The organism is Kitasatospora sp. NPDC048545 (genome assembly GCF_040651155.1).
Lineage (GTDB): Bacteria > Actinomycetota > Actinomycetes > Streptomycetales > Streptomycetaceae > Kitasatospora.
Map to the genome: position 1 here is coordinate 24,767 of NZ_JBEZIQ010000022.1, position 25,919 is coordinate 50,685.

The following is a 25,919-nucleotide window of genomic DNA, read 5'->3' on the forward strand; positions in this document are numbered from 1 at the left end:
GCCGCCCTCTCTCAAACCTTCTTGTAGCGGCTCAGCAGCAGCCGGTACGAGCCGACCACCAGGGCCACGGCCACGAGCGCGAACACCGCGATGCCGAGCCCGCCCGGGGCGTGCCGGCGGTCGAGGCCGGTGCCGAGGTCGAACACCTCGTTGACCAGGGACTCCACCAGGTTGGTGGGCGAGATCAGCGAGGTCCACTGCGCGGCGTCGGAGCCGGTCGGGCCCGGGTCGCTGATGCCGACCGCGACGCCCGCCACCGCGGCACTGATCGCCAGGTAGCCCATGATGGCGGCGACCCCGAAGCCCCGGCGCGGGGTGGTGGCCGCGATCACCAGCGCCACCGAGGTCGGCACCACGGCGTACAGCACGGCCGCGGCCAGGCCGTACAGGAAGTGCCCGGTGTTCTCGGCGAAGTCCATGCCACCGAGCAGGGCACCGACGTAGAGCACCAGCAACGGCGCCGACATCAGCAGCAGTTGGGCGCAGACCATGGCCGCGGACTTGGCCCGGACGTAGTCGGTGCGGGTGATCGGCCGGGAGAAGTAGAGCGGCACGGCCTGGTACCGCAGGTCCCGCGAGAGCAGCACCGGCGCCTGGGAGGCGAGGAAGACCGACACCACCAGGTTGAGGCTCGCGAGGTACCCCGCGTACTCGACCGGCAGTTCGTCGCGCTTCAGGTAGAGGGCGAACGACACCATGATCACGGCGGGCACGGTGACCACGCCCAGCACCAGCATCGGCAGCACCTTGGACTTGCCGGAACGGCCGAGCCCGTAGGCGGCGCGCAGGCTCTGGGTGAAGAGCGCGCGGGTGGCGTAGCCGCGGCCGAGCCGGGGCCCGGTGTAGCCGCGGTAGCCGATGTCGTGGATGACGCCGGTGTCGGCGGGCCTGCTCTCAGGAGGCAGCGACATCGTCCGAACCTCCCCTGCTGTCCTGGGTGTTCCTGCCCTCCGGGGCGTCCGGCACAGCCGGTGGTGCCACGGTGTCCGGGCCCTCGGTGAACAGCTCGGCGACCCGGTGCCGTCGCTGTTCCAAGCGGACCAGGCCGAGGCCCAGCCCGGCGACGGTGTCGCGGATCGTGTCGTACGTCGACTCGTCGGCCAGCCGGACCAGCACCAGGTGCGAACCCTCCGGCCGGACGTCGACGCCGGCCGCGGCAAGGCGGGCGCGGACCGCCTCCCCGGGCTCGACGGTGTGGTCCTCCGGGTGGTCGGTGACCTCGACCGCGAGGACCGCCGTCGCCTCGGTGAAGGAGGCGGTGGAGGAGGAGCGCAGCAGCCTGCCGCCGTCGATGACGACCAGGTGGTCGCAGGTGCGCTCCAGCTCGCCGAGCAGGTGGGTGGTGACCAGCACCGAGATGCCGAAGTCGGTGTGCACCCGGCGGATCAGGCCGAGCATCTCGTCCCGGCCCGCCGGGTCGAGGCCGTTGGTCGGCTCGTCCAGCAGCACCAGTCTGGGGTCGTGCACCAGGGCCTGGGCGAGCTTGACCCGCTGCTTCATGCCGGTCGAGTACCCGCCCATCGGCCGGTACCGCTCCTCGTAGAGGCCGACGTGCCGCAGGGTGTCCGCGGTGCGCTCACGGGCGGCGGTGGCGGGCAGGCCCGCCATCCGGGCCATGTGCACCACGAACTCGGTCGCGGAGACGTCCGGCGGCAGGCAGTCGTGCTCGGGCATGTAGCCGACCCGCTCGCGGATCTCGGAGCCCCGGGTGGCGATGTCCAGACCGAGGACCTCGCCCCGGCCGGAGGTCGCCGGGGCGAGCCCGAGCAGGATCTTGATCAGTGTGGACTTCCCGGCCCCGTTGGCCCCGACCAGCCCGACCACCCCCGGCTGCACCTCGACGGTGAGCTGATCGAGGGCGGTGATCCGGGGGAACCTCTTGGTGAGGCCGTCCGTCTTGATGACAGCTGTGGACACGCCCTCAACGTAACGGGCCCGCGCGGCACGGGTCATGAGCTGGAATGACGAGCCCCCCTGCTGCTGCGGTATGACTCCGGCCCCCCTCTCCCCTAGGGGTCGGCCGGCATCGGCGCCCTCCTGTGCGCTCGCCGGGAAGGCGGGCGCGCGCGACGGCGTCGGCCGCCCGCCGCGGGGGCGGGCGGCCGACGCCGGTCCCGGGTCAGGAGTGCGGGCGCTCCCACAGCTCGACGACCTTGCCGGAGGCGTCGAGGGCCAGCTTGTAGTCGCCGGTCGAGCAGGGGTACGAGCCCTTCTGGTTGCCCGGGGTCGCGATGCACTCGTTGACGTGCTTGACCAGGTCGGCCACGCTGACGTCCTTCGGCGCGGCGACCACCGAGCGGAGGTGGCCCTTGGCGGTGGGCGCGAACGCGGCGCTCTTGTCGGCGCCGACCGGGTCGAAGCCGACGTCGTCGACGCCGCAGACGTCCTTGGTCTCCTTGTAGACCAGGGTGGTCGCGGTGGTGCCCTTCACCGGGTAGATCCACTTCTGGCCGGCCGGCAGCGGCTCGTGGGTGCAGAAGCCCTCGGGCTCGCCGGACGCGCCCGGGGTGCCGGTCGGGGCGCCGGTCGGCGCGGGCTTCCCGGTGCCGGCCGGGGCGGCGGTGGTCGGGCCGGGAGCGGCGGTGGTCGGGGCGGCGGTCGCGGTGCTCGACCCGCCTCCCGCGCCCTGGTCCGACGAGTCGTCCGGTCCGCAGGCGGCCAGGCCGAGCGCGGCGGTGGCGACCAGAGCGGTGGCGAGCAGTGTCCTGGAAGCAGACATGGCGAAGGAACCCCCGTTGTAACGCATGATCAGATGTGGCGGTGCGGCGGACAGACTAGCGCCTCGCCCCGTCACTCCCCGGGGCGGTCACCACCCGGCGGTCCGGCCGGAGCGCCCCGGCGTCGGGCGCTCCGGCCGGAACCGGTCAACCCAGCTGCGCCAGGCCCTCGGTGGCGATCCGCTCGAAGACGGCGAGGTCGTTCTCGAAGATCGAGTCCGGGACGGGCCAGTGCACCACCAGCTCCGTGATGCCCAACTCCCGGTAGGTGCCGGCCCAGTCGACGAAGGCGTCCAGGGAGTCCAGCGGCTTCTCCGCCGTCGAGCCCTGGAGCAGGACCTTCTCCAGCTCGGCCACGTCCCGGCCGCTCGCCTCGCAGGCCGCCGTCAGCTTGCCGATCTGCTGCCCGATCACCGCGGGCGCCTGCTCGACCGGAACGTCCGCCGGGCCCTTCGGGTCGCCGTACGTCACCCAGCCCTGCCCGTGTTCGGCGGCCAGCTTCAGCCCGCGCGGGCCGGTCGCGGCGACGTAGAACGGCACCCGCGGGGTCTGCACGCAGCCGGGGACGTTGCGCGCCTCGACCGCCGAGTAGTACGTGCCCTCGCGGGTGGTGGCGTCGGTCCGCAGCAGTTCGTCCAGCAGCGGCAGGAACTCGCCGAACCGGGCCGCCCGTTCCTTCGGCGACCACGCCTCCTGGCCCATCGCCGTCGCGTCGTAGCCCGTGCCGCCGGCCCCGATCCCCAGCGTCAGCCGCCCGCCGGACACGTCGTCCAGCGTGATCAGCTCCTTGGCCAGCGTCACCGGGTGCCGGAAGTTCGGCGACGTCACCAGCGTGCCCAGGCGCAGCCGTTCGGTCGCCGTGGCGGCGGCGGTGAGGGTCGGGACGGAGCCGAACCACGGCTCGTCGCGGAAGCTCCGCCAGGACAGGTGGTCGTAGGTGTACGCAGCGTGGAAGCCGAGTTCCTCGGCCCGACGCCAGATCTTCTGCCCCTCGCTCCACCGGTGGATGGGGAGGATCACCGTGCTCAGTCGCATGCCGACGACCCTACGGGAGGGGGCTCCGGGCCCCCCGCGCGGCGCCTGGGGGGTATTCGGTTGCGGGGGTGTCCCCGCGGCCTGATAGAACTCCCGTCGGACCTTCGTTCGAGAGTCCATCGGATTCATCAAATTGGGGGGAGCGCGGATGTCTCATCCGACGCCGAACGCCCGGCTGCCCTGGACGGCCAAGCCGCTGTCCCGCGCGGCCACCCTGGCCATAGCCACCGTTGCCCTGGTCACCTACGCCGGCCTGCCGGCCGCCCACGCCGACGCCCCGACGACGCAGCGCGTCGGCAGCGTGCCGACCGCCCCGGGGGACGCCACCAAGACGGCCGACCCGGCGGACGACACCCCGGTTCAGCTGAGCGTGCACCTGAAGTCCCGCAACGAGGCCGGCGCCAACGCGCTCGCCGCCGCGGTGAGCGACAGGACGTCGCCGCAGTACCACCACTTCCTGCAGACCGGTGAGTTCGCGCAGCGCTTCGGCGCCGACCCGGCCACCGTCGCCAAGGTCAGCCAGGCGCTCACGGCGCAGGGTCTGAAGCCCGGCGCGCTCGCGGCCGACGGCCTGACCATCCCGGTCTCCACCACCGTCGCCCAGGCCAAGAAGTCCTTCGACGTGGACCTGGCCGGCTACGCGACGCCCGACGGCCGGACCGGCTTCCTGAACACCGCCGCCCCCGCGGTGCGTTCCGACGTGGCCGGGGCGATCACCGGCGTCGTCGGCCTGAACACCCTGGCCCAGGCGCACAGCAGCCACGTGATCGGCGCCACCGGCCAGGCCGGCACGGGTCTCGCGCACTCGGCCGCGACGGCCGCGGCCGGTGCCTACCCGGCGATGTGCGGCGGCGCTGCCGCGGCGTTCCCCGGAAAGACGGACGGCAAGGACTACTTCAGCCCCTCCGCGCTCGCCTCGGCCTACGGCCTGAACGGCATGACCGACGGCGGCTTCGGCACGACCGTCGCCGTCTTCGCGCTGGAGGACTACTCGGACGCCGGTCTGAGCGCCTTCCAGTCCTGCTTCGGCACCAACGCCTCGGTGCAGCGGGTCCGGGTCAACACCGGTTACCAGGCCCCGCCGACCAACAACGGCGTCGGCGTCGAGACCGCGCTGGACATCGACACCGTCATCGGCCTCGCGCCGCGCGCGAACGTGCTGGTCTACCAGGGCCCGGACGCCTCGCGCGCCACCCAGGCGGACATCCAGAACACCTACCGTCAGATCGTCTCGGACAACCGCGCCCAGGTGGTCACCACCAGCTGGGGCGTCTGCGACCAGGTGATGGCGACCAGCGACCTGGTCGCCGAGCGGGACATCTTCCTGCAGGCCGCGCTGCAGGGCCAGACGGTGGTGGCGGCCTCGGGTGACGACGGCTCCAGCGGCTGCAACTACCTGAAGAACGCCGGCGCTCCGGCGAGCATCACCAACCTGCTGAGCACCTCCGACCCGGCGAGCCAGCCGCTCGTCACCGGTGTCGGCGGCACGACCCTGAGCAGCAACGGCGGCACCGTCTCCGAGTCGGTGTGGAACCGCAACGGCGGCGCGAGCGGCGGCGGCATCTCCCGCTGGGCCCAGACCGGCGGCGGCTACCAGGCCGGCTTCTACGGCCCGGGCTACAACAACCAGTGCCAGGGCGCGGCCGGCACGGTCTGCCGTCAGGTCCCCGACGTGGCCGCCAACGCCGACCCGTCGACCGGCTACGTGGTCTCCACCGGCGCCGGCTCCTGGATGATCGTCGGCGGCACCAGCGGTTCCGCCCCGCTCTGGGCCGCCATCGCGGCGCACCAGAACAACCCGGGCTGCACCGGCCGGGTGGGCTTCCTCGCCCCCGCGTTCTACTACGCCGCGAAGCACGGGATCCCCGCGCTGAACGACGTCACCTCGGGCAACAACGACATCGGCATCCAGGGCGGCCTGTACGCGGCCACCTCGGGCTACGACATGGCCACCGGCCTGGGCACCCCGGACGCCGACAAGGTCATGAAGCTGGTCTGCAACCCGAACGCGGGCTACGACCGGACGATCGAGGCCGTGGAGAACGGCCAGCTGCACGAGGTCTACACCGACCTGACCGGCTGGCACGACGGCGTCGTTCCGGGCGTCACCGGCCTCAGCGCGCTGAGCTTCACCTACAACGCCAACGGCAACCGGGTGATCGAGGCCATCGAGAACGGTGAGCTGCACGAGATCTACACCGACAACACCGGCTGGCACGACGGCGTGATCCCGGGCCTGTCCGGCATCACCGCGATGAGCTTCAGCTTCAGCCCGTCGGGTGACCGCGTCATCGAGGCCATCAAGGGCGGCGAGCTGCACGAGATCTACAGCGCCTCCGACGGCTGGCACGACGGCGTGATCCCGGGCCTGTCCGGCATCACCGCGATGAGCTTCAGCTACAGCCCCTCGGGCGCCCGCGTCATCGAGGCCATCAAGGGCGGCGAGCTGCACGAGATCTACAGCGCCTCCGACGGCTGGCACGACGGCGTAATCCCGGGCCTGTCCGGCATCACCGCGCTGAGCTTCAACTACAACACCTCCGGTGTCCGCGTGATCTCGGCCATCAAGAACAACCAGCTGCACGAGGTGTACAGCGCCTCCGACGGCTGGCACGACGGCGTGATCCCCGGTGTCACCGGCAACATCACCTCCCTCTCGGGCAAGATCACCCCCGGCGGTGACCGCGTGATCCAGGCCATCGAGGACGGCAAGCTGTACGAGGTGCACAGCGCCGACGGCAACTGGTTCCACGCTCCGGTCCCGGTCGACAACTCGAACGTGACCGCCCTGTCGCTGGCGCTCCACTAGGACGCCCAGGACGCCCTCGGGAACCCGTGAAAGGGGCCTCCCGGCAGTTCGCACCGCGAGCTGCCGGGAGGCCTCCGGCGTTTCCGGGCGCCGGAGCCGGTTCGGCGCTCCCGGGCACCGGCGCCCCCGCGCTCCCGGACACCGGCCCGGCGACGGGCCGCTACGGGTGCGGGCGGGTGCGCTGCGCCGGGAGGCTCGGGGCGGCGGTGCGGCGGGCGAGGTCCGCGAGGGTGTGGAAGAGGACCTCGCCGATCAGGACCGGGTCGCGCGAGGTGCCGGTCGTGTCCGGGCCGGTCGTGTCCGGGCCGGAGGGCCCCGGGCCGGAGCGGTCGGGGCGGACGGTCGGGGGCGGCTGGTCACGGAGCTCGCGAGTGGGCATGGCTCTTCCTGCCGACGGGGTGGCCGTGCCCGGTTCCTGCCCCGGGCCGCGCGGGACACCCGGGGCGATCACGGGATCGGCCGGAAAGGGCGTACGAAGGGCCGGATCGAGCCGAGCGCGGCCCCCGGAGCACCTCCCTGCCCGGCCCGGCCCCGGCGCCGACCGTGCCGGTGACCCGGCGGCGTCGATGGGCGAAGATGGACCGGTGACCGAACCCCGTACCGCCCCCCGCCTCATCGCCACCGACCTGGACGGCACCCTGCTCTGCTCCGGCGGCACCGTCACCGACCGCACCGCCGCGGCGCTGGCGGCGGCCGAGGCGGCCGGGGTGCAGGTGGTGTTCGTGACCGGGCGGCCGCCGCGCTGGATGCAGCAGGTGAGCCCGCACATCGGCGGTCACGGGGTGGCGATCTGCTCGAACGGCGGCGCGGTGGTGGACGTGCGGCGCGGCGAGCTGCTGGAGTCGTTCCCGCTGCCGGTGGACACCACGCTGGCGGTGGTCGAGGTGCTGCGGGCCAAGCTGCCGGGCACCGCGTTCGCCTTCGAGTACCCGGACGGCTGGGCCCGTGAGGACGGCTACGCGGTGCCGATGTGGGGCGACGACCTGGAGCACGCGGTCGGCTCGGCGGAGGAGCTGCTGGGGGCCGGCGGGCCGGTCCGCGGCCTGTTCAAGCTGCTCGCCAAGCACCCGGAGCTCGATCCGGACACCTTCCTGGCCGAGGCCCGCTCGGCGGCCGGGCACCTGGCCGAGATCACCCGCTCGGCGCCGATCGCGCTGCTGGAGATCAGTGCGCCCGGCGTCACCAAGGCCAGCACGCTGGCCGGCTGGTGCGCCGGGCACGGGATCGACCGCGCCGAGGTGGTGGCCTTCGGCGACATGCCGAACGACCTGGAGATGCTGGCCTGGGCCGGCACCGCGTACGCCGTCGCCAACGCCCACCCGCAGGTGCTGGCGGCGGTGCCGCTGCACACGGTGAGCAATGAGCAGGACGGCGTGGCGGCGGTGCTGGAGGAGCTGCTCGGGCTCGGCCGGCCGAGCAGCCCCCCGCTCTGAACACCGTTACCCGAAGCGCCCGTTGACGTAGTCGGAGGTCCGCTGGTCGCGCGGACTGCCGAAGACCTGCCCGGTCGGCCCGGCCTCGATGATCCGGCCCGGGGTGTCATGGGTGGCCAGGAAGAACGCGCAGGTCTGCGAGACCCGCTGGGCCTGCTGCATGTTGTGGGTGACGATCACGATGGTGAGCCGCCCGCGCAGCTCGGCGATGGTCTCCTCGACCCGCCGGGTGGAGGTCGGGTCGAGCGCGGAGCACGGCTCGTCCATCAGCAGGATGTCCGGCGAGACGGCCAACGACCTTGCGATGCAAAGGCGTTGCTGCTGCCCGCCGGAAAGTGCGCCGCCCGGGGTGTGCAGTCGGCCGGACACCTCGTCCCAGAGTCCGGCCCGGCGCAGGCTGGTCTCCACCAGGTGCTGCCGCTCCTCCTTGGACACCTTGATCCCGGCCAGCTTGAGGCCGCTGGAGACGTTGTCCTGGATGGACATCGCCGGGAAGGGGTTGGGCCGCTGGAACACCATGCCGATCCTGCGCCGCACTTCGGCGGGGCGCCGGCCGGGCCGGTAGACGTCGTCCCCGTCCAGCAGGACCTCGCCAGAGAGGGCGGCGCCGCGCACCATCTCGTGCATCCGGTTGAGGATCCGCAGGTAGGTGGACTTCCCGCAGCCGGACGGGCCGATCAGCGCGGTGACCCCGCCGGCCGGCATGGCCAGCGAGACCCGCTCCAGCACCTTGCGGCTGCCGAACCAGGCGGAGACATCGCGGGTCTCCAGCCCGGCCAGCGGTTCGCCGCCGGGGTGGCCGTCGGCGTACGGCCCGTCCCCGTACGGGACGGCCGGGGAGGCCTGGGCGGCCGGCGCGGGGGCGACCGGGGGGAGGGTGAGGGTGTCGGCGGCCGGGTCGGTCGCCGGGTCGTCGGTCAGTGGTGCGTCGGTCATCGGTACGGTCCTCCGGGCGCGCGTCAGTAGAGGTTGGGCAGCAGGGCGGCGGCGTTCTCGTAGACCGCCCAGAGCAGCGCGCCGACCACCGGCGCGAGGCTCAGGTACGCGGCCGAGCGCCGCCAGAACCGGGCCAGCACCAGGGCGCCGAACACGGCGCCGAGCAGGCCGAGCGACCACAGCTGCAGGGTGGCCAGCACGCCCTTGTCCGCGGCCAGTGCCTTGTCGTACGGGACGGTCGCGGGCCGGCCGCCGGGGTTCTGTTCGGGGTCGCCGTCGAGCCGGGCGCCGATCAGCACGGTCGAGCCGGGGATCCAGTCGGAGTCTCCGGTCACCAGTACCAGCCGGTTGCGGGCCTGGTCGGCGATCGGGTGGTCGCCGTCGCCGTACGTGTTGACGGTGTAGGTGAACTTGCCCTGCCCGGTGGTGGTTTCGATCCTGTCGCCGATCCGCAGCCCGGACAGTTCGGCGAACGGTGCGCCGAAGGTGGCGCCGCGGCCGAAGACCACCGCGACGCCGCCCTGGCCGGGCAGGGCGGTGTCCCGGCGGTGGCCGGGGCCGCGCATCAGGTCCCGGCCGGTGGTGCCCTCGACCACCACGGCCCGGTGCAGGCCGATCGCCGGGATGTCCAGCAGGGCCACCGGGTCGCCGTCGGCGGCCGGGCCGGTCGGGGCGACGGCCCGGGCCAGCTGGTCGCGGAAGGTCTTGTAGGCGGTGGACTGGTAGTGCCGCTCCTGGACGTGCGAGAGCGTGAACAGGTACCCGACGAAGCCCAGCACCAGCGCGGCCGCCAGACTCACCGCCCAGGCGCCCTGGAGGAACCGCCGCCGTCCGGGCGGGACGGCGGGCAGGGCCGGGGCAGCCGTGGCGGCGGGCCGCTGCTCGGCCGCCGGTGCCGGCCGCACGTCCGGCTTCTCCAGCACCGGGGCGGTCACGAGGTGCCGTCCGAGCCGTTGCGGCGGCGCAGCAGCCGGCGGCCGAGCAGCGGCGGGACGAGCACCACGGCGAGCAGTTCCACTGCGGTGAGGGTGGACAGCGTCCAGTCCTCGGGCTTGCCGCTGACCTCGACCACGTCGGCCGCCACCTCGGTGGCGGCGCCGCCGCGGCCGCGGGCGACCACCTGCCCGGTCTGCGGGTCGATCACGTCCCCGCCGCCGTCGCCGCCTGGCGCGTTCGGGTCACCCCCGGCGGCAGCACCGCCGGGCGCGTTCGGGTCACCCCCGGCGGCACCTCCGGCGCCGCCCGCCCCCACACCGGCGCCGGCGCCCGTGCCGCCGGCGGTCCCGGAGCCGCCCCCGAACGCGCCGGTGCCACCGGTACCGCCGGAGCCGCCCGCCGCGCCGCCGGAGCCGTTCGAGCCGCCGGAACCGGAGCCGGAGCCGCCGCCCGAACCGGCCGGCGTCGCCTTGCCGCCCTGCACGACGCAGTTGAGCGGCGCGCCCTGCTTGTCGCACTCGCTCGGCATCGGGGCGTTCTTGAGGACGGTCAGCTCGCCGGCCGCGTTGAAGGTCGGGTTGGCGCAGTTGGAGAGGGTGTTCGGGTCGACCGTGCCGGCGTTGCCCGGGATGGACCTGGTCTGCAGCAGGCCGCCGCGGACCAGGCCGCGCGGGATCGGCGAGTACCCGAGGTCGTCGGCCTTGCCCTGGCCCTCGCACAGCACGTAGGAGAGGAAGCGGCTGAGCGCGGAGCCCTTGTCGTTGTTGAAGCGCGGCGGCGGGGGCAGCGCCGCGCCGGCGCGCGGCACGATCAGGTAGCTGTAGCTGGAGATCGGGTAGGCGCGCGGGTCGTTCATCGTGTAGACGCCGTCGAGGTTCTGCTGCAGGTAGTTCGGGTCGTCCGCCGCGGTGTTGTCGTCCACGCCGCGGATCCTGGCGGCGGTGAGCGCGACGGCGACGTTGGAGGCGGTGGGCAGCGAGTAGTAGCCGGCCGCGTTGAGCACCTTCACGACCGGCCAGTTGCTGCGCTTGGCGAAGGCGTACTCGTCGTAGCCGATGGTGCCGAGGTTGCCCGGGGACTTGATGTAGCCGGCCACCACGTCGGAGCCGTTCTGGGCGACCATCCGGCCGGACGGCGGGAAGAACTCGGTGTAGTCGCCGCAGGTCACGCCGTTGACCGACCTGCAGTAGGCGTCCCACTGGTCCTTGTGGGTGTGCTCCATCCAGCGGGTGAACTGCGCGGTGGCGCCGGAGCCGTCCGAGCGGATCACCGGGGTGATCTGCAGGTTGGGCAGGGCCTTGCCGTAGTCGGCGGTGACCTTCGGGTCGTTCCAGTTGGTGATCTTGCCGGTGAAGATGTCCACGACGGTCTGCGGGGAGAGCCGCAGGTCGGTGACCCGCTTGCCGCCGACGACCAGGTTGTACATGAAGGTGGTGCCGCCCGCGGTGATCGGCACGTAGGAGAAGCCGTAGACCGGGTTCTCCTTGCTGCCGGTGCCGGCGTCCTTGCCGCCCTGGCCGACGCCGGTGTCCGGCGCGGAGCGGAACGGCACGTCGGAGGCGGTGAAGTCGTCCTGACCGATCGACCACTGGGTGCGGCCGGCCGCCGAGCCGACCGGGTTGAAGTTGATCTGGATGCCCTGCGGGGACACGTCCTGCCGCCACTGGTCGATGGCGGGGCCGGCCCAGCTGGAGCCGTCCGCGCTCAGCGAGACGGAGGCCGCGTGGGCCGGGGTCTGCCCGATCAGCAGGGAGGCCGTGGCGAGCGACAGGGACATCGTCCCTGCCAGCAGCCGGGCCATGGAGCGCCTTGCGGCCTCCCGGAACATGTGAACTCCTCTGGGACGGAGGGTGGTTGGACGGGACATCACTGCTGCGCTCGCGGCCGGAGGGGGTACGGGCGGGCGGCCGCGCCGACGGCGGCCGCCTCCAGGCGGCGGGCCTCCCGGTCGATCCGGCGCTTCTGGGCCCGGGTCAGCTGCCCGGGCCGGCGGCCGCCGACCACACGGGCGGTGACGAAGAGGACCAGCACCACGCCCATCAGGGTCAGTCCGGCCGCGAAGCCGCGCGCGATCATCCCGTCGTACGGCTGCTTGACGTAGTTCCAGATGTACAGCGGCAGCGAGACCTGGTGCCCCTCGAACGGGTTGCCGTTGAACTGCGAGGTGAAGCCGGAGGTGAGCAGCACCGGCGAGGTCTCGCCGACGCCGCGCGCCATGCCGAGCACCACCGCGGTCACCAGACCGGGCCGCGCGGTCGGCAGCACCACGTTCCACACCGTGCGCCACTGGCTGCCGCCGAGCGCGTACGAGGCCTCGCGCAGGGTGCCGGGCACCAGCCGGATGACCACCTCGGCGGCCCGGGTGACGATCGGCATCATCATCACGGTGAGCGCGAGCGAGGCCGCGAAGCCGCTCTTCTCGAAGCCGAAGGTGATGATCATGACGCCGAGGATGAACAGGCCGGCCACGATGGACGGCAGCGCCGTCATCGCCTCGACCAGGGTGCGCACCGGGCGGGACATCCGGCCGCCGACCTCGGACATGAAGACGGCCGCCGCGATGCCCAGCGGAACCGCGAACAGGGTGGCCAGGCCGAGCTGTTCGAGCGAGCCGACGATCGCGTTGAGCGCGCCGCCGGAGGTGAGCGGGTCGAGCGGGCCGGTGTGCTCCATCGACTCGGTGAAGAAGTTCAGGTGCTGGGCCGCCTCCCAGCCCCGGCCGGCGACGTAGCCGATCTGGTCGGCGATCAGCGCGACCACCAGCAGGCCGGAGCTCCAGGCGACCACGCCGACCAGCCGATCCCGCACCATCATCGGGTTCCACTGGAGCCGGCCGAGCAGGTAGTAGCCGGCCAGGAAGAGCAGGTACCAGCAGACCAGGAAGCCGAAGGCGCCGCTGAACGGCAGCACCCGCTCGTAGAGCACCCAGTCCAGTGCGAGCGAGCCGGCCGTCGCGCCCGCCAGGGTGAGGACGTCGTCGCGGGTGACGCCGCCGATCCGCAGCTTCTTCTCGGGGCGGGCGGCCCCGGGCGCGGCCGCGGCGGACGCGGTGGGCGCGGTGGGCGCGGGTCCGCCGGCGGGCCCGGACGCCGCGACCGGCGGCAGGTCGAGCGTGGTCATCGGATGGTCCCTTCACGGTTCGGGTGTCGGCGTTCCCCTGGCCGGCGTTCCCCTGCCCGGCGTTCGGGCTGACGGTCCGTCACGGTCAGTCCGCCGTCGCGGCGCCGGAGCGCGAGCGGTTGATGACGACCCCGGCCAGCACGTTGACCAGCAGGGTGAGCGCGAACAGCACCAGACCGGCGGCCATCAGCGCGGAGAGCGACAGCGAGTCCGACTCGCCGAAGCGCAGCGCGATCAGCGCGGAGATCGAGTTGGCGCCGTTCTCCAGGATGTGCGTGATGGCCTTGAAGTTCGGCGAGATGATCAGCGCGACCGCGATGGTCTCGCCCATCGCCCGGCCGAAGCCCAGCATGACCGCGCCGATCACACCGCCCTTGCCGAAGGGCAGGACGACCGCGCGGACCATCCCCCAGCGGGTCGAGCCCAGCGCGTACGCGCCCTCCCGCTCGCCCTGCGGGGCCTGGGAGAAGACCTCCCGGCTGAGCGAGGTGACGATCGGGATGATCATCAGGGAGACCACCACGCCGGCGATGAACGTCGACGAGGTGTACGAGGTGCCGATGTCGCCGATGCGCACCTTGAGGAACGGGACGGTGTCGCCCAGGTGGTTGGCCATCCAGCGGACGAAGCCGACGATCCGCGGCTGCAGGAAGAACAGGCCCCACAGGCCGTAGACGATGCTGGGGATCGCCGCCATCAGGTCGACGAGCGAGATCAGCGCGGCGCGCAGCCGCACCGGCGCGTACTCGGAGATGAAGATCGCGGTGCCGAGGGCCACCGGGACGGCGATGACCAGCGCGATCACCGCGATCAGCAGGCCGTTGGGCAGGACGGCGGCGATGCCGAAGTTGTGCGCGGCGGTCTGCCACTTCTGCTCGGTCAGGAAGGACCAGCCGACCGTGCGCAGCGCGTCGGTGCCGCGCAGGACCAGGAAGAAGGCGATCAGTCCCATGATCGCGAAGACCGAGAGGCCCGCCAGCCGCAGCACGCCGCGGAACACCCGGTCGCCCGGGGTCGCGGGGGCGGTGATGGTGCGCGGGACGTCCTGGTCGGGCCCGTGGTCGGGTTGGCGTGACGCCCCGGCGTACGGTGCCGCGGGCTCGGCGGCCGATGTCATGGTGTGCTCTCCGTGCTCGGGAACGGGCGTGCTCGGTGAGGGTCCGGGGCTGCCCCGGCGGGAGGGAAGCGCTCGGCGGGGCCGTGGCGGCGGCCCCGCCGAGCGCGGGTTCCTACCTGCGGCGCAGTCGCGACCACTGGGCGCGGGCTCCGGCCAGCACCTTCGCGCCGGCCGGGGTGCCGCCCAGGAACAGCGCGGCGGGTCCGCCGACCAGCAGCACCAGGCCCGCGATCAGCGCGACGGGCAGCAGCAGCCGGGCGGTGCCGGGGCGGTCGGGCACCGGGGTGCCGACCGGGGCCGCGGCGAGCGGGCCGCCCGAGGGGGCGGCGGAGGGGCCCGCGGTCGCGCCGGGCTTGGCGCCGGCCGGGGCGCCGGGCGCCGCGGCGCCGCCGGCCGTACCCGTCCCGCTCGTACCGGTGCCGGACAGCCCGCTCCCGGAGGAGCCGCTGCCGGCCAGGCCGTCGGAGGAGCCGGCCCCGGTGCCGCCGGAGCCGCCGTCGGCGGTGGAGCCGCCGGTGCCGGACTCGGTCACCGGGGTGGTGCCACCGGTCGTGCCGCCGGAACCGGCCGCGGGGGTGCCGCCGTTCCCGCTCTCCGGGGTGCCCGGGTCGGTGCCCGGGGTCGGCGGCGCGGTCTGGTTGCCGGGCAGCTTGCCGTCCTGCGCCTCGACGTGCTGCACGGCCTCCTGGGCCTGCTGCCGCTGGGCGGGCGTCAGCGCCAGGTAGCCCTGGGCGAGCTGCCCGGGGGCGAGCCCGTACGTCTGGCCGTCGGTGGTCACCGTCTTGAGGAACCGCGAGATCGCGGCGGCCTTCTCGGCGGACAGTCCGCCGGTGGGCACCATCGCGTACTGCACGACGCTCAGCGGGTACGCCCGCTGGTCCCGCGAGAACGCGGTGTCGGGCGTGCCGTAGGGCAGTTGCTGGACCCCGGTGGCGGCGCCGGTCGGCATGTCGGCGACGGCGGCCTGGAAGCCGGCCGTGGTGGGCGACACGAAGGAGCCGGCCGGGTTGAGCAGTGCGGCCTCGGGCAGCGAGAACGCCTTCGCCTGGGCGGTGTCCATGATGGCGAGCATCGCCCGCTGGCCGGGAAGCTGCGCGGCGCACGCCTTGTGACCGCCGGTGGCGGGGTCGATGTTCGGTTCCTGGCAGTTGGGCTGGTTCTGGATCAGGTTGCGGAGCACGCGCCCGAGGCCGTCGATGGACGGATTCCACTCGTACTGCTTCCAGTGCCGGTAGTCCACGCCCGGGTCGTCCCGGTCGGGCCCGGTGAAGTCCTGGGTCTGGAAGGCCTCCGTCGGGTAGCCGGCGAACTTCGGCTTCAGGTAGAAGCCGTCGACGTGCATGCCCCACGGGTCCGGCTCGCCGTCGAGGAACCGGGCCGCGTCCGGATCGGCCGCCAGCCACGAGGTCACCTGGTAGGTCAGGTCGGTGGTGCCGCCGGGGACCCCGGGGTAGATCGTCAGGATCCCGCCGCAGCTGCTCGGCCAGTGGATCCCGTTGGCCGTGGTCTCCGGGTTCAGCTGCTTGAACTCGGGGTCGGTGAACAGGCACACCGGGTTGCCGGCCACCGAGGGGATCGCCGCGCCGGGTGTGGCGTAGGACTGGGTCAGCAGCTTGGCCACCAGCCGGGCGTTCAGCTTCATGTCGCGGATCTGCCGGCCGGTGGACGGGTCGTCGACCACGTACGTGACCGAGATGCCCGTCGTGGCGAGCGGCGCGTAGACGTAGGGCCGCGGGGCCGGTGAACCGTCGGGCCGGGCCGTCAGTGCGACCTCCGTGGTGCTGCTGCCGGCCAGGAACGCCGCCCGGGCCTGCGGCTCGCCGCCGGCCGGGACGTAGCCCACGGTCATCGGCGAGCCGCCCAGGCACAGGCCCGCCCGCCACTGCTGCATCGCCCGGTTCGCCATCTCAAGACCGGCGGTCCCGAAGGCCTGGTTGCTCGCCGCGCACGCGTCCGGCGTGGGGGCGAAGCCGAGCGGGACCACGGTCCGGTGCTTCCAGGCGCACTGCTCGCTGGTGCGGTTCCCCGTCTTCCAGTTCTGGAAGGCCGGCCCGGGGCGCATGATGCCGTCGGCGGCGGTGAAGCCGTCCGGGTCGTCGTCCAGGTCGTGGAACTCGCAGTCGGCTCCGCCGTCGAGGACCTGGAAGAGGTCGAGCGGGTCACCGCCGTAGTTCGGCTCGACCACCAGGGAGCACGGGTGGGTCGCGTCGCAGCCGAGCGTGGCGCTCTCCTTGGCGCTCCACACCTCGATCGAGGCGGTGCCCGAACCGTCCGGCCCGGTCGCGGCGATCACCTGGTTGGAGGGCCACTCCGGCGTCTCCAGGCGCGTCGGACGCGGCGGCTGCTCGAAGCCCTTCGACCGGTCGCCGCCGTAGAGCGTGCTGCCGTAGCAGTCGGTCACCGCGGGGTCGGTGCCGCGGCACTGGTAGATCCGCACCGCGTAGAGGATCTTGGTCGACTCCTTCTGCGCCACCGCGACCGGGGACTTGTCGCCGATCGCGACGGTCGGGGTGAAGCCGGTCCAGGAGACCTGGAGGACCTGGTTGGTGAGGTTGGCCGTCTGGGAGACCGTCACGCTGCCCGCCGGCCCGTACTGCTTGGTGGCCGGGATCCAGACCTTCGGGCCCGGCACCGTCACAGCCGAGTCGGCGTGCGCCTGCGGCACCGCGCCCAACCCGATCGGAACGACGGCGAGCGCCGCGACGACGGCCCAGGAGAACGCCAGGGCCGGAAGTCGACGGCGCCACCGCCCTCGGTCTCTCGGGTCGGGTACGCGGTTTCTCATGGCGGGGCCTCCGGGGGATGCGGGCCGCCGAGGGAGGCGGCGCGAGGGAGTCGATCGCGCTGGGGACGGACGGTTCCGTGCGTACTATTCGGCCAGCCGGATGTGGCGGGATCCGGTCGGCCAGGTGTACGAGACCACAACGCGGCGACTCCGTACCGGAGTTGGGAACTCCACAAGCAGCGGGCCCACGCCGAGGCGCGGGCCCGCCGATCTGCGGTTCGGCGCGGCGGGGTTCGGCCCGCCGGGGTTTCGGTGCGCCGGGGTCCGGCCCGCCGGGGCTCAGTGCGCCGGGGTGTAGGACAGCGCGAGCTTGCCGATCTGCTGGCCGGCGGTGAAGAACGTGGTGCCGAGCTTGGCGTCGAGGTAGCTCGCGCCCTCCGCGTCCACCTGGAAGCTGGAGGAGTTCAGGTTCTGGGTGAGGCCGGTGCGGTTGATCACGTTGTCACCGGCCGGGTCCAGCAGCGGCACGGGCGTGGTCGAGCCGGTCGGCACGGCCGTGAAGTAGCCGTTGGCGACCGAGAAGTCGAGCTGCTTGAAGGTCACGCTCCGGCCGGTGGCGAGGTTCAGGAAGAGCAGGCCGCCGCCGAACTGCACGTCGCCGTAGAACGCCGGGATGTTCGCGGCGCCGCCGCTCACCGGGAGGGTCACGGTGAGCCCGGCGTTCGGGTCGAACGCCGGGTTGGCGGGCTGGAGCGGGATGACCACGATGCCGTTGCGCGCGGCGTTCGACAGGAAGCTCACGTCGGTGGTGATCACGGCCTGGCCGGCGGCCGGCGTGGTGGCGGGGGTGTCCGCGACGGCCGCACCGCTCGCGGCGGTCAGGGCGAGGACGACGGCGGCACCGGACGAGGCCAGGCGGGCGCTGATGCGGGACATGCTGAACTCCTTGGGAGAGGGAGAGGTGTGTTCCGGTCGTGCGGTTCGAAGAAGCTCATGCGCGGATGGCACCGCCGCGGGCGGGGGACTCCGGCGGCGGGCACCCGGAGGTCCGGATCCCGGCTCGTCGTCGGACCGGGCCGGCGGCCGCGGGGGCGAGGCCCCGCGGCCGCCGGTGAGGTGCGGGGTGGCTCAGGAGTGGGTGACGCTGCCGCAGGCGAAGGAGGACAGCGGCAGGAAGCCGAAGCTCTTGATGTCGGCGGCACCCTTGGTGCAGATCCAGCCGCCCTTGCCGAAGATGGCGCGCAGGGCGGTGCCGTGGGCGTCGGTGGCGGTCCACTCGGCGTCACGGAAGACGTTGTAGACCACGCGGGAGTACGCGGTGGCCGCGAACGCGGAGCTGATGGTCTTGTTCACGGTGTCGACCGGGGCGACGCCGTCGACGCTGCGGATGGTCAGCGGGCCCTGGACGTCGGCGCCGCTGCCCTTGCCGAAGTAGACCTGGCCGATGTAGTGGGCGGCGGAGTAGGGGACCACCGAGTTGACGTCGGCCAGGGCCGGGTCGCTGCCCTGGTTCTCCTGGGTGCCGCTGGTGACGCAGGCGCCCGGGGTGACGGCGGTGCCGCCACCGATGGTGGTCAGGAAGAAGGAACGGGTGCCGGAGCTGGCCTGCGGCAGGAAGGGCTTGATCGTGGCGTTCGGGAGCGACGCGCTGATCTGGTTCCAGTTGGTGACCGTGCAGGTGTAGATGTCCTTCAGGTTCTGCGTGGTCAGGTTCGCCGGGGCGTTGCCGGTGGCCGGGGCGGCCCAGGCGACGGCGTCCTTGGCAAGGGCGACGAAGTCGTCGGTGGTCGGGTCGCTCGCCTGCGGGGCGCGGGAGGAGCGGGCGAAGTCGACGGTGGCGCTGGTGTTGGCGTTCAGCGCCGTGATGCCGGCGCCGGAGCCGTTCGGGCGGGTGATCGCGGTGGCGCCCGACTTGGTGGTGATGGTGCCGGAGGGGATCGCGTCCCAGCTGTACAGGTGCGGGTCGCTCGGGTTGGTCAGGGTCGCGTTGTAGTCGGCGGCGAGCTGGTTCAGCACGGCCTGGGTGGTGTCCGAGCCGACGCCCACGATGTCCTGGGAGTTCGGCAGGCCGGCCGGGTCGGCGACGGCGGTGCCGGCGAAGACGGTGGCGACCGAGGTCGCCAGCGCGGCGGCGGCAAGCAGGTTGGCAGCGGTCTTACGCATGTTTCTCTTCCTCCGGTGGGAGAGACGTCCATCGCGTGAACCCTTGCTCCGGTCGGGAGTTCGGGGCCGGTGGCCGCGTCCGCTGCGGCCTGTCCGGCAGTGCAGATCCTGTCCGGCGGGCGGGTTCCGCCGGAAGGGAGGTCGAGGGCCGCCGGGGAATGTCGACTCATCGGTTCAGCGAGGTTTAGGCACTGGTCAGCGTTGACGCGACAGGGGCGGGACCGGGCCTCCGAACCCGGTCGACGTTCTTCTCCAGGAGGCTGCTCGGGGTGTTGCCGGAAACCTGGGCTTCACCGGAAACGCACGAACGGAACGCCGCCCACGACCCATCGGCGGCGAACCGTGCCGTTGCGATGGCGAACCACCGCACGGCGACGACGGACCACGGCATGCGGGCGGCTGACCACGGCATGCGGCACGCGGGCGGCGGGCTACAGCGGCCGGCGGCCGTCGCGCCCCGAACGGCGCAGCTCCTGCCCCACCCACTGCAGAGCGGCCAGGAATCCATCGATCCCGGCCTGGCACTGGTCGCGCCGCAGGTACCCGCGGGCACTGCGGGCGACCGGAACGGCGGAGGCCGCCCCCGGCCGGGTGCTGCGCACCGGCAGGGAGGCGGCCCAGACCCACTGACGCCCCTCGGACTGGCTGATCGAGCACCGCAGCGCGGCCCGCTCGATCAGCAACTCTCTGACCGCTTCGGCCAGTTCCTCCTCGGTGCGGTAGGTGCGCACGCCGACGCCGAGTGGTCGGCCGTTGGCGGCGCGCAGCGCCCAGCCGAGGCAGCGGTCGGCCGCGGGCACGACCAGCAGCCGCGGACCGCGCCGCTCAGTGGCCATCGGTGCGTCTCAACGGCACTGCGCGCTCAGGCAGTTCGCGCGGCGACAACTCGCGCGGCGGCAGTTCGCGTGGCGGCTGCTTGGCGAGCAGCACCACGAACCGCCGGAAGGCGTTCTGGCAGGTCGCGTACCGCTCGTACGCGCGGCTGGAACGCACTTCGGGGAGGTTGCGCGAACCCGGGACGACCCAGATCCAGCCGATGCCGTCCCGGACGTGGGTGATGCGGGCGGTCAGTTCGGCCGCCCCGACGCGCAGGCCGTCGAAGCAGCGCTCGGCCTCACCGGCCGTTTCGAACGCGGCCGGGGTGATCGCGACCACCCGGCCGTTGGGCGCCTTCAGTTGCCAGCGGTAGCGCCCGTCCGCGGTCCGTTCGGCGCGGAACCCCCCTCGACTTGCCCCTGCTGCGGTGTGACCGCGGCCGGAAGCGTCCACTGCCCCCTCCGTCCGGTTACCTTCCGGTTTCCCCTCCGAGCGGAGCAAAGCTATGTGTGCACACAGAGCCCCGGAAAGCCCAGAACGTTCACAACTTGCTCCGTTGGTCGGGAAGTTCTCTCTCGTTTAACTTTCACTTGTCTTTACCCGAGGGCTTTTCGAATGCCTTCGGAACCCGCCCGGACAGCCCCTGGGAACACCCTCAGAGCCGGGACGTCCAGCGCACCACGGTGCCCTTCCGGTAGGGCCCGCCCTCGTGCCAGGCGTCGCCGCCGAGGGCCTCCGCCCGCCGGGTGAGGTTGAGCAGCCCGCTGCGCCGGCCGCCCTCCGGGATGCCCACCCCGTCGTCGGTCACGGAGAGCAGCACGCCGGGGCGGCCGCTGCGATCCAGTGACTCCGGGTCGCCGCCGACCGGCCGGCCGTCGTCGCCCAGGTGGACGGTGGCGTCGATCTCCACGCCGACCCGGGAGGCCCGCGCGTGCCGTGCCGTGTTGGACAGCATCTCCCGTAGTGCCGCCAGCAGTTGACGGCCGGTCTTCTCGCCGACCAGGCTCTCCACCGGGCCGACGAAGCTCACCGCCGGTTTGAAGCCGAGGGCCGCGGCGGCCTGGCTGGCCTCCCGCAGCACCCGGGTGCGCAGGGTGTCGGGCGCGTCGCCGTGGTTGTCGTGCTGGAGGGCGTAGATGGTGGTGCGGACCTCCTGGATGGTGGCGTCCAGTTCGTCGACCGCCTTGCCGATGCCGGTCCGCACCTCCGGGACGATGGCCCGCCGGGCCGCGCTCTCCAGCATCATCCCGGTGGCGAACAGCCGTTGGATCACCAGGTCGTGCAGGTCCCGGGCGATCCGGTCGCGGTCCTGGAAGACGGCCAGCCGCTGCTGGTCGCGCTGGCCCTCGGCGAGCCGCAGGGCGAGGGCGGCCTGGGAGGCGAAGGTCTCGGCGAGCTGCTTCTCGCCGTCGGTGAACGGCCGGGCGCCGCACGGCCGCCAGACGCAGAGGCCGCCGAGCACCCGCCCGGCGGCGATCATCGGCACGGCCATGGACGGGCCGAAGCGGCGGGCGAGCCGCATCACCACGGTCGGGTCGCTGGACATGTCGTCCAGACGGACGCTCTCCCCCTCCAGCAGCCGGGCCGCGAAGCTCTCCTTGGGCAGCAGCTCGCCGCGGACGAACTCGGCCACCTCGCCGGAGGCGTGGGCGACCCGCATCTGCCCGTCCTCCTCACCCTCCGGGCCGGTCGGCAGCAGGATCATGCCGAGGGCGGCGTCCGCCAGCTCCCGCACCTGTTCGGCCGCGACGGTCAGGGCCGTCTCGGCCTGCTCGGCGGAGAGCAGCGCGGTGGTGACGGCGGCGGCACCGGCGATCCAGCGCTCGCGGCGGCGGCCCTCCTCGTACAGCCGGGAGTTCTCGATCGCCACGCCGGCCGCGGCGGCGAGGGCGTGCACGACCTGCTCGTCCTCGGGGGTGAAGGCGCCGCCCCCCTTCTTCTCGGTGAGGTAGAGGTTGCCGAACACCTCCTCGCGGACCCGGATCGGCACGCCCAGGAAGGTCTGCATCCGCGGGTGCTGCGGCGGGAACCCGGAGGAGCGCGGGTCGGCTCCGAGGTCGGCCAGCCGTAGCGGTTCGGGGCGGTCGATGAGCGCGCCGAGGACGCCGCGGCCGGCGGGCAGGTCGCCGATCTCGGCGGCGGTCTCGTCGGCGACGCCGACGTGGATGAAGTCGGCCAGGCCGGTGCCGCCGGGGGCGATCACGCCGAGCGCCGCGTAGCGGGCGTCGACCAGTTCGGCGGCGCCGGTGGCGATCCGGTGCAGGGTGGCGTGCAGGTCCAGGCCGGCGCCGATGGCGACCACGGCTTCCAGGAGCCGCTGCATCCGGTCGGTGACGGCGGCGGCCGACTGCAGGCGCTCGGCGACCTCGGTGACCAGGGTGTCCAGGCCGAGCGAGGCGATCTCGGGCACCCGATGGGGTGTCGGCTCGGGGGTGGCCTCGGGGGTGGCCTCGGGAACGTCCGGCATCGGGTCCATGCAGAAAGCCTAGTTTGTACGCTTTTCAGACGAAGGACGGCATGACCGGCCCCCACCGGCGATCAGCGGGCACGGCGGGCCCGTCAGGCACGGCGGGCACGGCGGGCACACCGGGCGCACGGGGATCGGCGGCCCGGTCTCAGCGCCCGGCCGGCTCCAGCAGCCCGTCCGCCTCCCGCTCCCGCCGCCACATCGCGTGCAGCCGCCCGTCCGGGTCGGCGACCAGCTCGGACCAGCGGCCCCGCTCGGCCACCCGGCCGCCGTCCAGCACCAGCACCTCGTCCACCGTGGTGTCGTCCAGCCCGGCCAGCCGGTGGGTGATCAGCACGGTGGTGCGGCCCTCGGTGGCGGCCAGCAGGTCGGCGGTGAGCGCGTCGGCGGTGGGCAGGTCGAGGTGCTCGGCGGGCTCGTCCAGGACCAGTACGGGGAAGTCCGCGAGCAGGGCCCGGGCGAGCGCGAGGCGCTGGCGCTGGCCTCCGGAGAGCCTGGCGCCGTGCTCGCCGACCATGGTGTCCAGGCCGTCCGGCAGGCTCCGCGTCCAGTCCAGCAGCCGGGCGGCGGCGAGCGCGGCGCGCAGTTCGTCCTCGTCCGCGTCGGGCCGGGCCAGTCGCAGGTTCTCCCGCAGCGAGCTGTCGAACACGTGCGCGTCCTGTGCGCAGAGCCCGATCACCCGGCGGACGTCCTCGCCCGCGAGCTCCCGGCTGTCCACAGCCTGTGGACGGCCGGCGGCGAAGGTGACGCTCCCGGCGCCCGGCTCCAGGAAGCGCAGCAGCGCCTGGGCAAGGGTGGTCTTGCCGGAGCCGGACGGGCCGACCACGGCGATCCGGCGGCCCGGGGCGAGGTCGAGGTCCACCCCGGCGAGCGCGTCGGACGCCTGCCCGGGGTGCCGCACGGTCAGCCCACGCACCGCGACCGGCAACGGCTCACCGGGGAGTTCCGCCGGGTCCGCCGGCTCCGTCACCGGCGAGGGGGCGTTCAGCACCTCGTCCAGCCGGGCCCGGGCGGCGCGACTGCGCTGACGGGCCTGGACGGCGAGCGGCATCCCGGTGACGGCCTCGAAGGCGGCCAGCGGGGTCAGCACCACCACCGCCAGGCAGACCGGCGCCAGCGCCCCGCCGCGCACCCCCTGGACGCCGACGGCCGCCGCCGCCGTCACCGTCAGCCCGGTGAGCAGCGCGATCAGTCCGGTGCCGAGCGCCGTGGTGGCGGCCGAGCGGGCGGCCAGCCGGGTCAGCGCGGCGTCGGCGCCGCGGACGGCGGCGAGCCGGGCGGGCAGCGCGCCGGCCACGGTGAGTTCGGCCGTGCCGGTGAAGGCGTCCACCACGGTGGTGGCCAACCGCCCGCGCGCCGGGGCCTGCCGCCGCTCGGCGCCGGCCGACCAGCGGGCGGCCAGGGCGGGCACCAGCACGCCCGCGAGCAGCAGTCCGAGGCCGAGCACGGCCCCGGCGGCGGGCAGGAAGGCGGCCATCGCCAGCGTCGAGCCCAGCGCGACCACGCCGGCCACGGCGGCCGGCAGCCGCCAGCGCAGGTAGTGGTCCTGGATCGCGTCCACGTCGGCGACCAGCCGGGAGAGCAGGTCGCCGCGCCGGAAGGCGGGCAGGCCGGCCGGGGCGAGCGCGCTCAGCCGCCGGTGGACGGCGGCCCGCAGGGTGCCGAGGGTGCGCAGCACCGCGTCGTGCGAGACGAGCCGTTCGGCGTAGCGGAAGACGCTGCGGCCGATACCGAAGGCGCGGACCGAGGTGACGGCCATCATCAGGTAGAGCACCGGCGGCATCTCGGAGGCGCGGGAGATGAGGTAGCCGGAGGTGGCCATCAACGCGACGGCGCAGCCGAGGGCGAGTGCCCCGAGCAGGACGGACAGGGCCAGCCGGGGCGTGCTGCCGGCCTCGGTCTCCGGCTCCCCGGGGACGGCGGGGGCGGCGGTCGGGCGGCCGCTGTGGGCGAGGGCGGGGACGGGTCCTGCGGCGGGGAGGCCCTCGGCCGGGGGCGGGAGCAGCCGGACCCGCTGGTCCGCGACGGCCAGCAGGGCCGGCCGGTGCGCGACGATCAGCACGGTGCGCGCCGGGTCCTCGGCGAGCGTCCGGACGGCGTCCACGACGGCCGCCTCGGAGGCGCCGTCCAGGTGGGCGGTGGGCTCGTCCAGCAGCACCAGCGGCCGGTCGTCGGCGAGCAGCACCCGGGCGAGGGCGAGGCGCTGGCGCTGCCCGGCGGAGAGCCCGGCGCCGTCCTCGCCGAGCCCGGCGGCCAGGTCGGTCACGAAGTCGAGCGCGTGTGCGGCCCGCAGCGCCGTCCACAGCTGCTCGTCGGTCGCGTCGGGCCGGTAGAGCCGCAGGTTGTCGGCGACCGTCCCGGCGAACAGGTGGGGGTGCTGCGGCACCCAGGCGATCTGCCGCCGCCAGCTCCCGGGTTCCAGGTCGGCCAGGGCGTGGGACCGGCCGTCGGCGGCGGTGATCCGGACGGTGCCGGTCCCGGGGGCGGTGAGGCCGAGCAGGACGGCCAGCAGGGTGGACTTGCCGGCGCCGCTCGGGCCGGTCACGGCCGTGCTGGAGCCCGGACGCAGGGTCAGCGCGGCGCCGTCCAGGGCGGGCCCGGTCCGTCCGGGGTGGTGGACGACCAGCCCGTCCGCCTCGATCAGGGCGCCGGCCAGGTCGGGCGCGGGCACCGTGCCGGTGGCGGGCAGCGGGGTCTCCAGCACCCGGAACAGCTCGTCGGCGGCGGTCAGCCCCTCGACGCTGGAGTGGTAGAGCGCGCCGACCTGGCGGATCGGGACGTACACCTCGGGGGCGAGGACCAGGATCAGCAGCCCGGTCTCCAGGTCGAGCGTGCCGTCCACCAGCCGGAAGCCGACGGTGACCGCGACCAGGGCGACGGACAGGGTGGAGAGCAGCTCCAGGGTGAAGGAGGAGACGAAGGCGATCCGCAGGGTGCGCAGGGTGGCCCGGCGGTAGTCGGCGGTGATCCGGGCGATGGTGGCGGCCTGGGTGCGGGCCCGGTTGAACACCTTGAGGGTGGGCAGCCCGGCGACCACGTCGAGGAAGTGGTGGGAGAGCCGGGCCAGGGTGTCCCACTGCCGGTCCATCCGGGACTGGGTGGCCATCCCGATCAGCACCATGAACAGCGGGATGAGCGGCAGCGTCCCGGCGATGATCGCGGCCGAGGTGAAGTCGACGCCGACGATCCGCAGCAGCACGATCACGGGGACGACCACGGCCAGCGCCAGCTGCGGCAGGTACCGGGCGAAGTAGTCGTCCAGTGCGTCGACGCCGCGGGTGGCGAGGGTGGTGAGTTCTCCGGTGCGCCGGCCCGCCAGGTAGGACGGGCCGAGCGCGGTGGCGTGGTCGAGCAGCCGCAGCCGCAGGGTGGACTTCACCCGGGCGACGGACCGGTGCGCGGTGAGTTCGGTGAGCCAGCCGACCAGCCCGCGCCCGAGGGCTGTCAGGGCGAGCAGCAGCAGCGGCGCGGTCAGTTCGGCGAGGGTCGCACCGCGCTGGAAGGCGCGGACGACGATCTCGGCGATCAGACCCGCCTGGGCGACCACCAGGGCCGCACCGGCCGCGCCGAGGAGCACGGATCCGGCGAGGAAGGCCCTGGTGGTGCGGGCGTACCCGAGGAGTCGGGGGTCGACCGGCTTCATCG

The 25,919-nt window shown here is 73.7% G+C and carries 19 protein-coding genes; 2 read left to right on the top strand and 17 right to left on the bottom strand.

Annotation, left to right across the window (positions count from 1 at the left end; all coding sequences use genetic code 11):
- Positions 1-11 precede the first annotated feature (11 nt).
- The 4 genes from AB0D10_RS21470 to AB0D10_RS21485 form a co-directional block, all read right to left on the bottom strand.
- Positions 12-911 (bottom strand): ABC transporter permease, encoded by a 900-nt coding sequence (locus AB0D10_RS21470; protein WP_360258576.1) that lies wholly within the window; start codon positions 909-911, stop codon positions 12-14.
- Positions 895-1,953 (bottom strand): ABC transporter ATP-binding protein, encoded by a 1,059-nt coding sequence (locus AB0D10_RS21475; protein ID WP_360258579.1) that lies wholly within the window; start codon positions 1,951-1,953, stop codon positions 895-897. Before AB0D10_RS21475 ends, AB0D10_RS21470 begins: the two co-directional genes overlap by 17 nt.
- A gap of 166 nt (positions 1,954-2,119) precedes the next feature.
- Positions 2,120-2,719 carry a hypothetical protein gene (locus AB0D10_RS21480; RefSeq protein ID WP_360258582.1) on the bottom strand — a complete coding sequence of 200 codons (600 nt, stop codon included), beginning with the start codon at positions 2,717-2,719 and terminating at the stop codon, positions 2,120-2,122.
- Between the two features lie 145 nt (positions 2,720-2,864).
- Positions 2,865-3,752 (bottom strand): LLM class flavin-dependent oxidoreductase, encoded by an 888-nt coding sequence (locus AB0D10_RS21485; protein WP_360258585.1) that lies wholly within the window; start codon positions 3,750-3,752, stop codon positions 2,865-2,867.
- 148 nt (positions 3,753-3,900) lie between these two features.
- On the opposite strand from AB0D10_RS21485, the gene AB0D10_RS21490 reads away from it, so the two are divergent.
- Positions 3,901-6,561, top strand: coding sequence for a protease pro-enzyme activation domain-containing protein (locus AB0D10_RS21490; protein ID WP_360258588.1), 2,661 nt, complete (start codon positions 3,901-3,903; stop codon positions 6,559-6,561).
- Between the two features lie 160 nt (positions 6,562-6,721).
- Here the strand turns inward: AB0D10_RS21490 and AB0D10_RS21495 are convergent, their stop codons facing one another.
- Positions 6,722-6,940, bottom strand: a complete 219-nt coding sequence (locus AB0D10_RS21495) for a hypothetical protein (protein WP_360258591.1) — start codon at positions 6,938-6,940, stop codon at positions 6,722-6,724.
- Positions 6,941-7,127: 187 nt separating this feature from the next.
- Between AB0D10_RS21495 and AB0D10_RS21500 the strand changes: the two genes are divergently transcribed.
- Positions 7,128-7,994, top strand: a complete 867-nt coding sequence (locus AB0D10_RS21500; protein WP_360258594.1) for an HAD family hydrolase — start codon at positions 7,128-7,130, stop codon at positions 7,992-7,994.
- Between the two features lie 6 nt (positions 7,995-8,000).
- Here AB0D10_RS21500 and AB0D10_RS21505 read toward each other — a convergent pair whose 3' ends face one another.
- The 12 genes from AB0D10_RS21505 to cydD all read right to left on the bottom strand — a co-directional run bounded on the left by AB0D10_RS21505 (position 8,001) and on the right by cydD (position 25,917).
- Entirely contained in the window at positions 8,001-8,930 is a 930-nt protein-coding gene (locus tag AB0D10_RS21505; protein ID WP_360258597.1) for a phosphate ABC transporter ATP-binding protein, read from the bottom strand.
- A 23-nt stretch (positions 8,931-8,953) separates the two neighbouring features.
- Positions 8,954-9,865, bottom strand: coding sequence for a sortase (locus tag AB0D10_RS21510; RefSeq protein WP_360258600.1), 912 nt, complete (start codon positions 9,863-9,865; stop codon positions 8,954-8,956).
- A complete protein-coding gene (locus AB0D10_RS21515) occupies positions 9,862-11,694 on the bottom strand; it encodes a phosphate ABC transporter substrate-binding protein PstS (RefSeq protein ID WP_360258603.1) in 1,833 nt (610 codons plus the stop codon). The genes AB0D10_RS21510 and AB0D10_RS21515 overlap by 4 nt, the downstream gene beginning before the upstream one ends.
- Positions 11,695-11,732: 38 nt before the next feature.
- Complete coding sequence (gene pstA / locus AB0D10_RS21520; RefSeq protein ID WP_360258606.1) at positions 11,733-12,986, bottom strand: phosphate ABC transporter permease PstA; 1,254 nt, start codon at positions 12,984-12,986, stop codon at positions 11,733-11,735.
- An 85-nt stretch (positions 12,987-13,071) separates the two neighbouring features.
- On the bottom strand, positions 13,072-14,103 hold the full coding sequence (gene pstC, locus AB0D10_RS21525; RefSeq protein ID WP_360258609.1) for a phosphate ABC transporter permease subunit PstC: 1,032 nt from the start codon (positions 14,101-14,103) through the stop codon (positions 13,072-13,074).
- 112 nt (positions 14,104-14,215) lie between these two features.
- Positions 14,216-16,888 (bottom strand): hypothetical protein, encoded by a 2,673-nt coding sequence (locus AB0D10_RS21530; protein ID WP_360258612.1) that lies wholly within the window; start codon positions 16,886-16,888, stop codon positions 14,216-14,218.
- Between the two features lie 279 nt (positions 16,889-17,167).
- The gene (locus tag AB0D10_RS21535) at positions 17,168-17,764 is read right to left on the bottom strand and encodes a hypothetical protein (RefSeq protein ID WP_360258615.1); all 597 of its coding nucleotides are present in this window, start codon (positions 17,762-17,764) and stop codon (positions 17,168-17,170) included.
- 192 nt (positions 17,765-17,956) lie between these two features.
- The gene (locus AB0D10_RS21540; protein WP_360258617.1) at positions 17,957-18,991 is read right to left on the bottom strand and encodes a substrate-binding domain-containing protein; all 1,035 of its coding nucleotides are present in this window, start codon (positions 18,989-18,991) and stop codon (positions 17,957-17,959) included.
- A 431-nt stretch (positions 18,992-19,422) separates the two neighbouring features.
- Positions 19,423-19,827, bottom strand: a complete 405-nt coding sequence (locus AB0D10_RS21545; protein ID WP_360258620.1) for a hypothetical protein — start codon at positions 19,825-19,827, stop codon at positions 19,423-19,425.
- Positions 19,817-20,260, bottom strand: coding sequence for a hypothetical protein (locus tag AB0D10_RS21550; protein WP_360258623.1), 444 nt, complete (start codon positions 20,258-20,260; stop codon positions 19,817-19,819). The genes AB0D10_RS21545 and AB0D10_RS21550 overlap by 11 nt, the downstream gene beginning before the upstream one ends.
- A 202-nt stretch (positions 20,261-20,462) precedes the next feature.
- Entirely contained in the window at positions 20,463-22,274 is a 1,812-nt protein-coding gene (locus AB0D10_RS21555; protein WP_360258860.1) for a GAF domain-containing protein, read from the bottom strand.
- 148 nt (positions 22,275-22,422) lie between these two features.
- Positions 22,423-25,917: a thiol reductant ABC exporter subunit CydD gene (gene cydD, locus AB0D10_RS21560; protein WP_360258626.1), complete on the bottom strand. Its 3,495-nt coding sequence runs from the start codon at positions 25,915-25,917 to the stop codon at positions 22,423-22,425.
- Between the last annotated feature and the right edge of the window lie 2 nt (positions 25,918-25,919).

Bases quoted from the DNA above. Each gene is read 5' to 3' on its own strand.
- cydD (WP_360258626.1), bottom strand. From the start codon at position 25,917: ATGAAGCCGGTCGACCCCCGACTCCTCGGGTACGCCCGCACCACCAGG.
- AB0D10_RS21505 (WP_360258597.1), bottom strand. From the start codon at position 8,930: ATGACCGACGCACCACTGACCGACGACCCGGCGACCGACCCGGCCGCC.
- pstC (WP_360258609.1), bottom strand. From the start codon at position 14,103: ATGACATCGGCCGCCGAGCCCGCGGCACCGTACGCCGGGGCGTCACGC.
- AB0D10_RS21540 (WP_360258617.1), bottom strand. From the start codon at position 18,991: ATGCGTAAGACCGCTGCCAACCTGCTTGCCGCCGCCGCGCTGGCGACC.
- AB0D10_RS21475 (WP_360258579.1), bottom strand. From the start codon at position 1,953: ATGACCCGTGCCGCGCGGGCCCGTTACGTTGAGGGCGTGTCCACAGCT.
- pstA (WP_360258606.1), bottom strand. From the start codon at position 12,986: ATGACCACGCTCGACCTGCCGCCGGTCGCGGCGTCCGGGCCCGCCGGC.
- AB0D10_RS21490 (WP_360258588.1), top strand. From the start codon at position 3,901: ATGTCTCATCCGACGCCGAACGCCCGGCTGCCCTGGACGGCCAAGCCG.
- AB0D10_RS21535 (WP_360258615.1), bottom strand. From the start codon at position 17,764: ATGTCCCGCATCAGCGCCCGCCTGGCCTCGTCCGGTGCCGCCGTCGTC.
- AB0D10_RS21545 (WP_360258620.1), bottom strand. From the start codon at position 19,827: ATGGCCACTGAGCGGCGCGGTCCGCGGCTGCTGGTCGTGCCCGCGGCC.
- AB0D10_RS21480 (WP_360258582.1), bottom strand. From the start codon at position 2,719: ATGTCTGCTTCCAGGACACTGCTCGCCACCGCTCTGGTCGCCACCGCC.
- AB0D10_RS21485 (WP_360258585.1), bottom strand. From the start codon at position 3,752: ATGCGACTGAGCACGGTGATCCTCCCCATCCACCGGTGGAGCGAGGGG.
- AB0D10_RS21555 (WP_360258860.1), bottom strand. From the start codon at position 22,274: ATGCCGGACGTTCCCGAGGCCACCCCCGAGGCCACCCCCGAGCCGACA.
- AB0D10_RS21470 (WP_360258576.1), bottom strand. From the start codon at position 911: ATGTCGCTGCCTCCTGAGAGCAGGCCCGCCGACACCGGCGTCATCCAC.
- AB0D10_RS21495 (WP_360258591.1), bottom strand. From the start codon at position 6,940: ATGCCCACTCGCGAGCTCCGTGACCAGCCGCCCCCGACCGTCCGCCCC.
- AB0D10_RS21530 (WP_360258612.1), bottom strand. From the start codon at position 16,888: ATGAGAAACCGCGTACCCGACCCGAGAGACCGAGGGCGGTGGCGCCGT.
- AB0D10_RS21515 (WP_360258603.1), bottom strand. From the start codon at position 11,694: ATGTTCCGGGAGGCCGCAAGGCGCTCCATGGCCCGGCTGCTGGCAGGG.
- AB0D10_RS21500 (WP_360258594.1), top strand. From the start codon at position 7,128: ATGGGCGAAGATGGACCGGTGACCGAACCCCGTACCGCCCCCCGCCTC.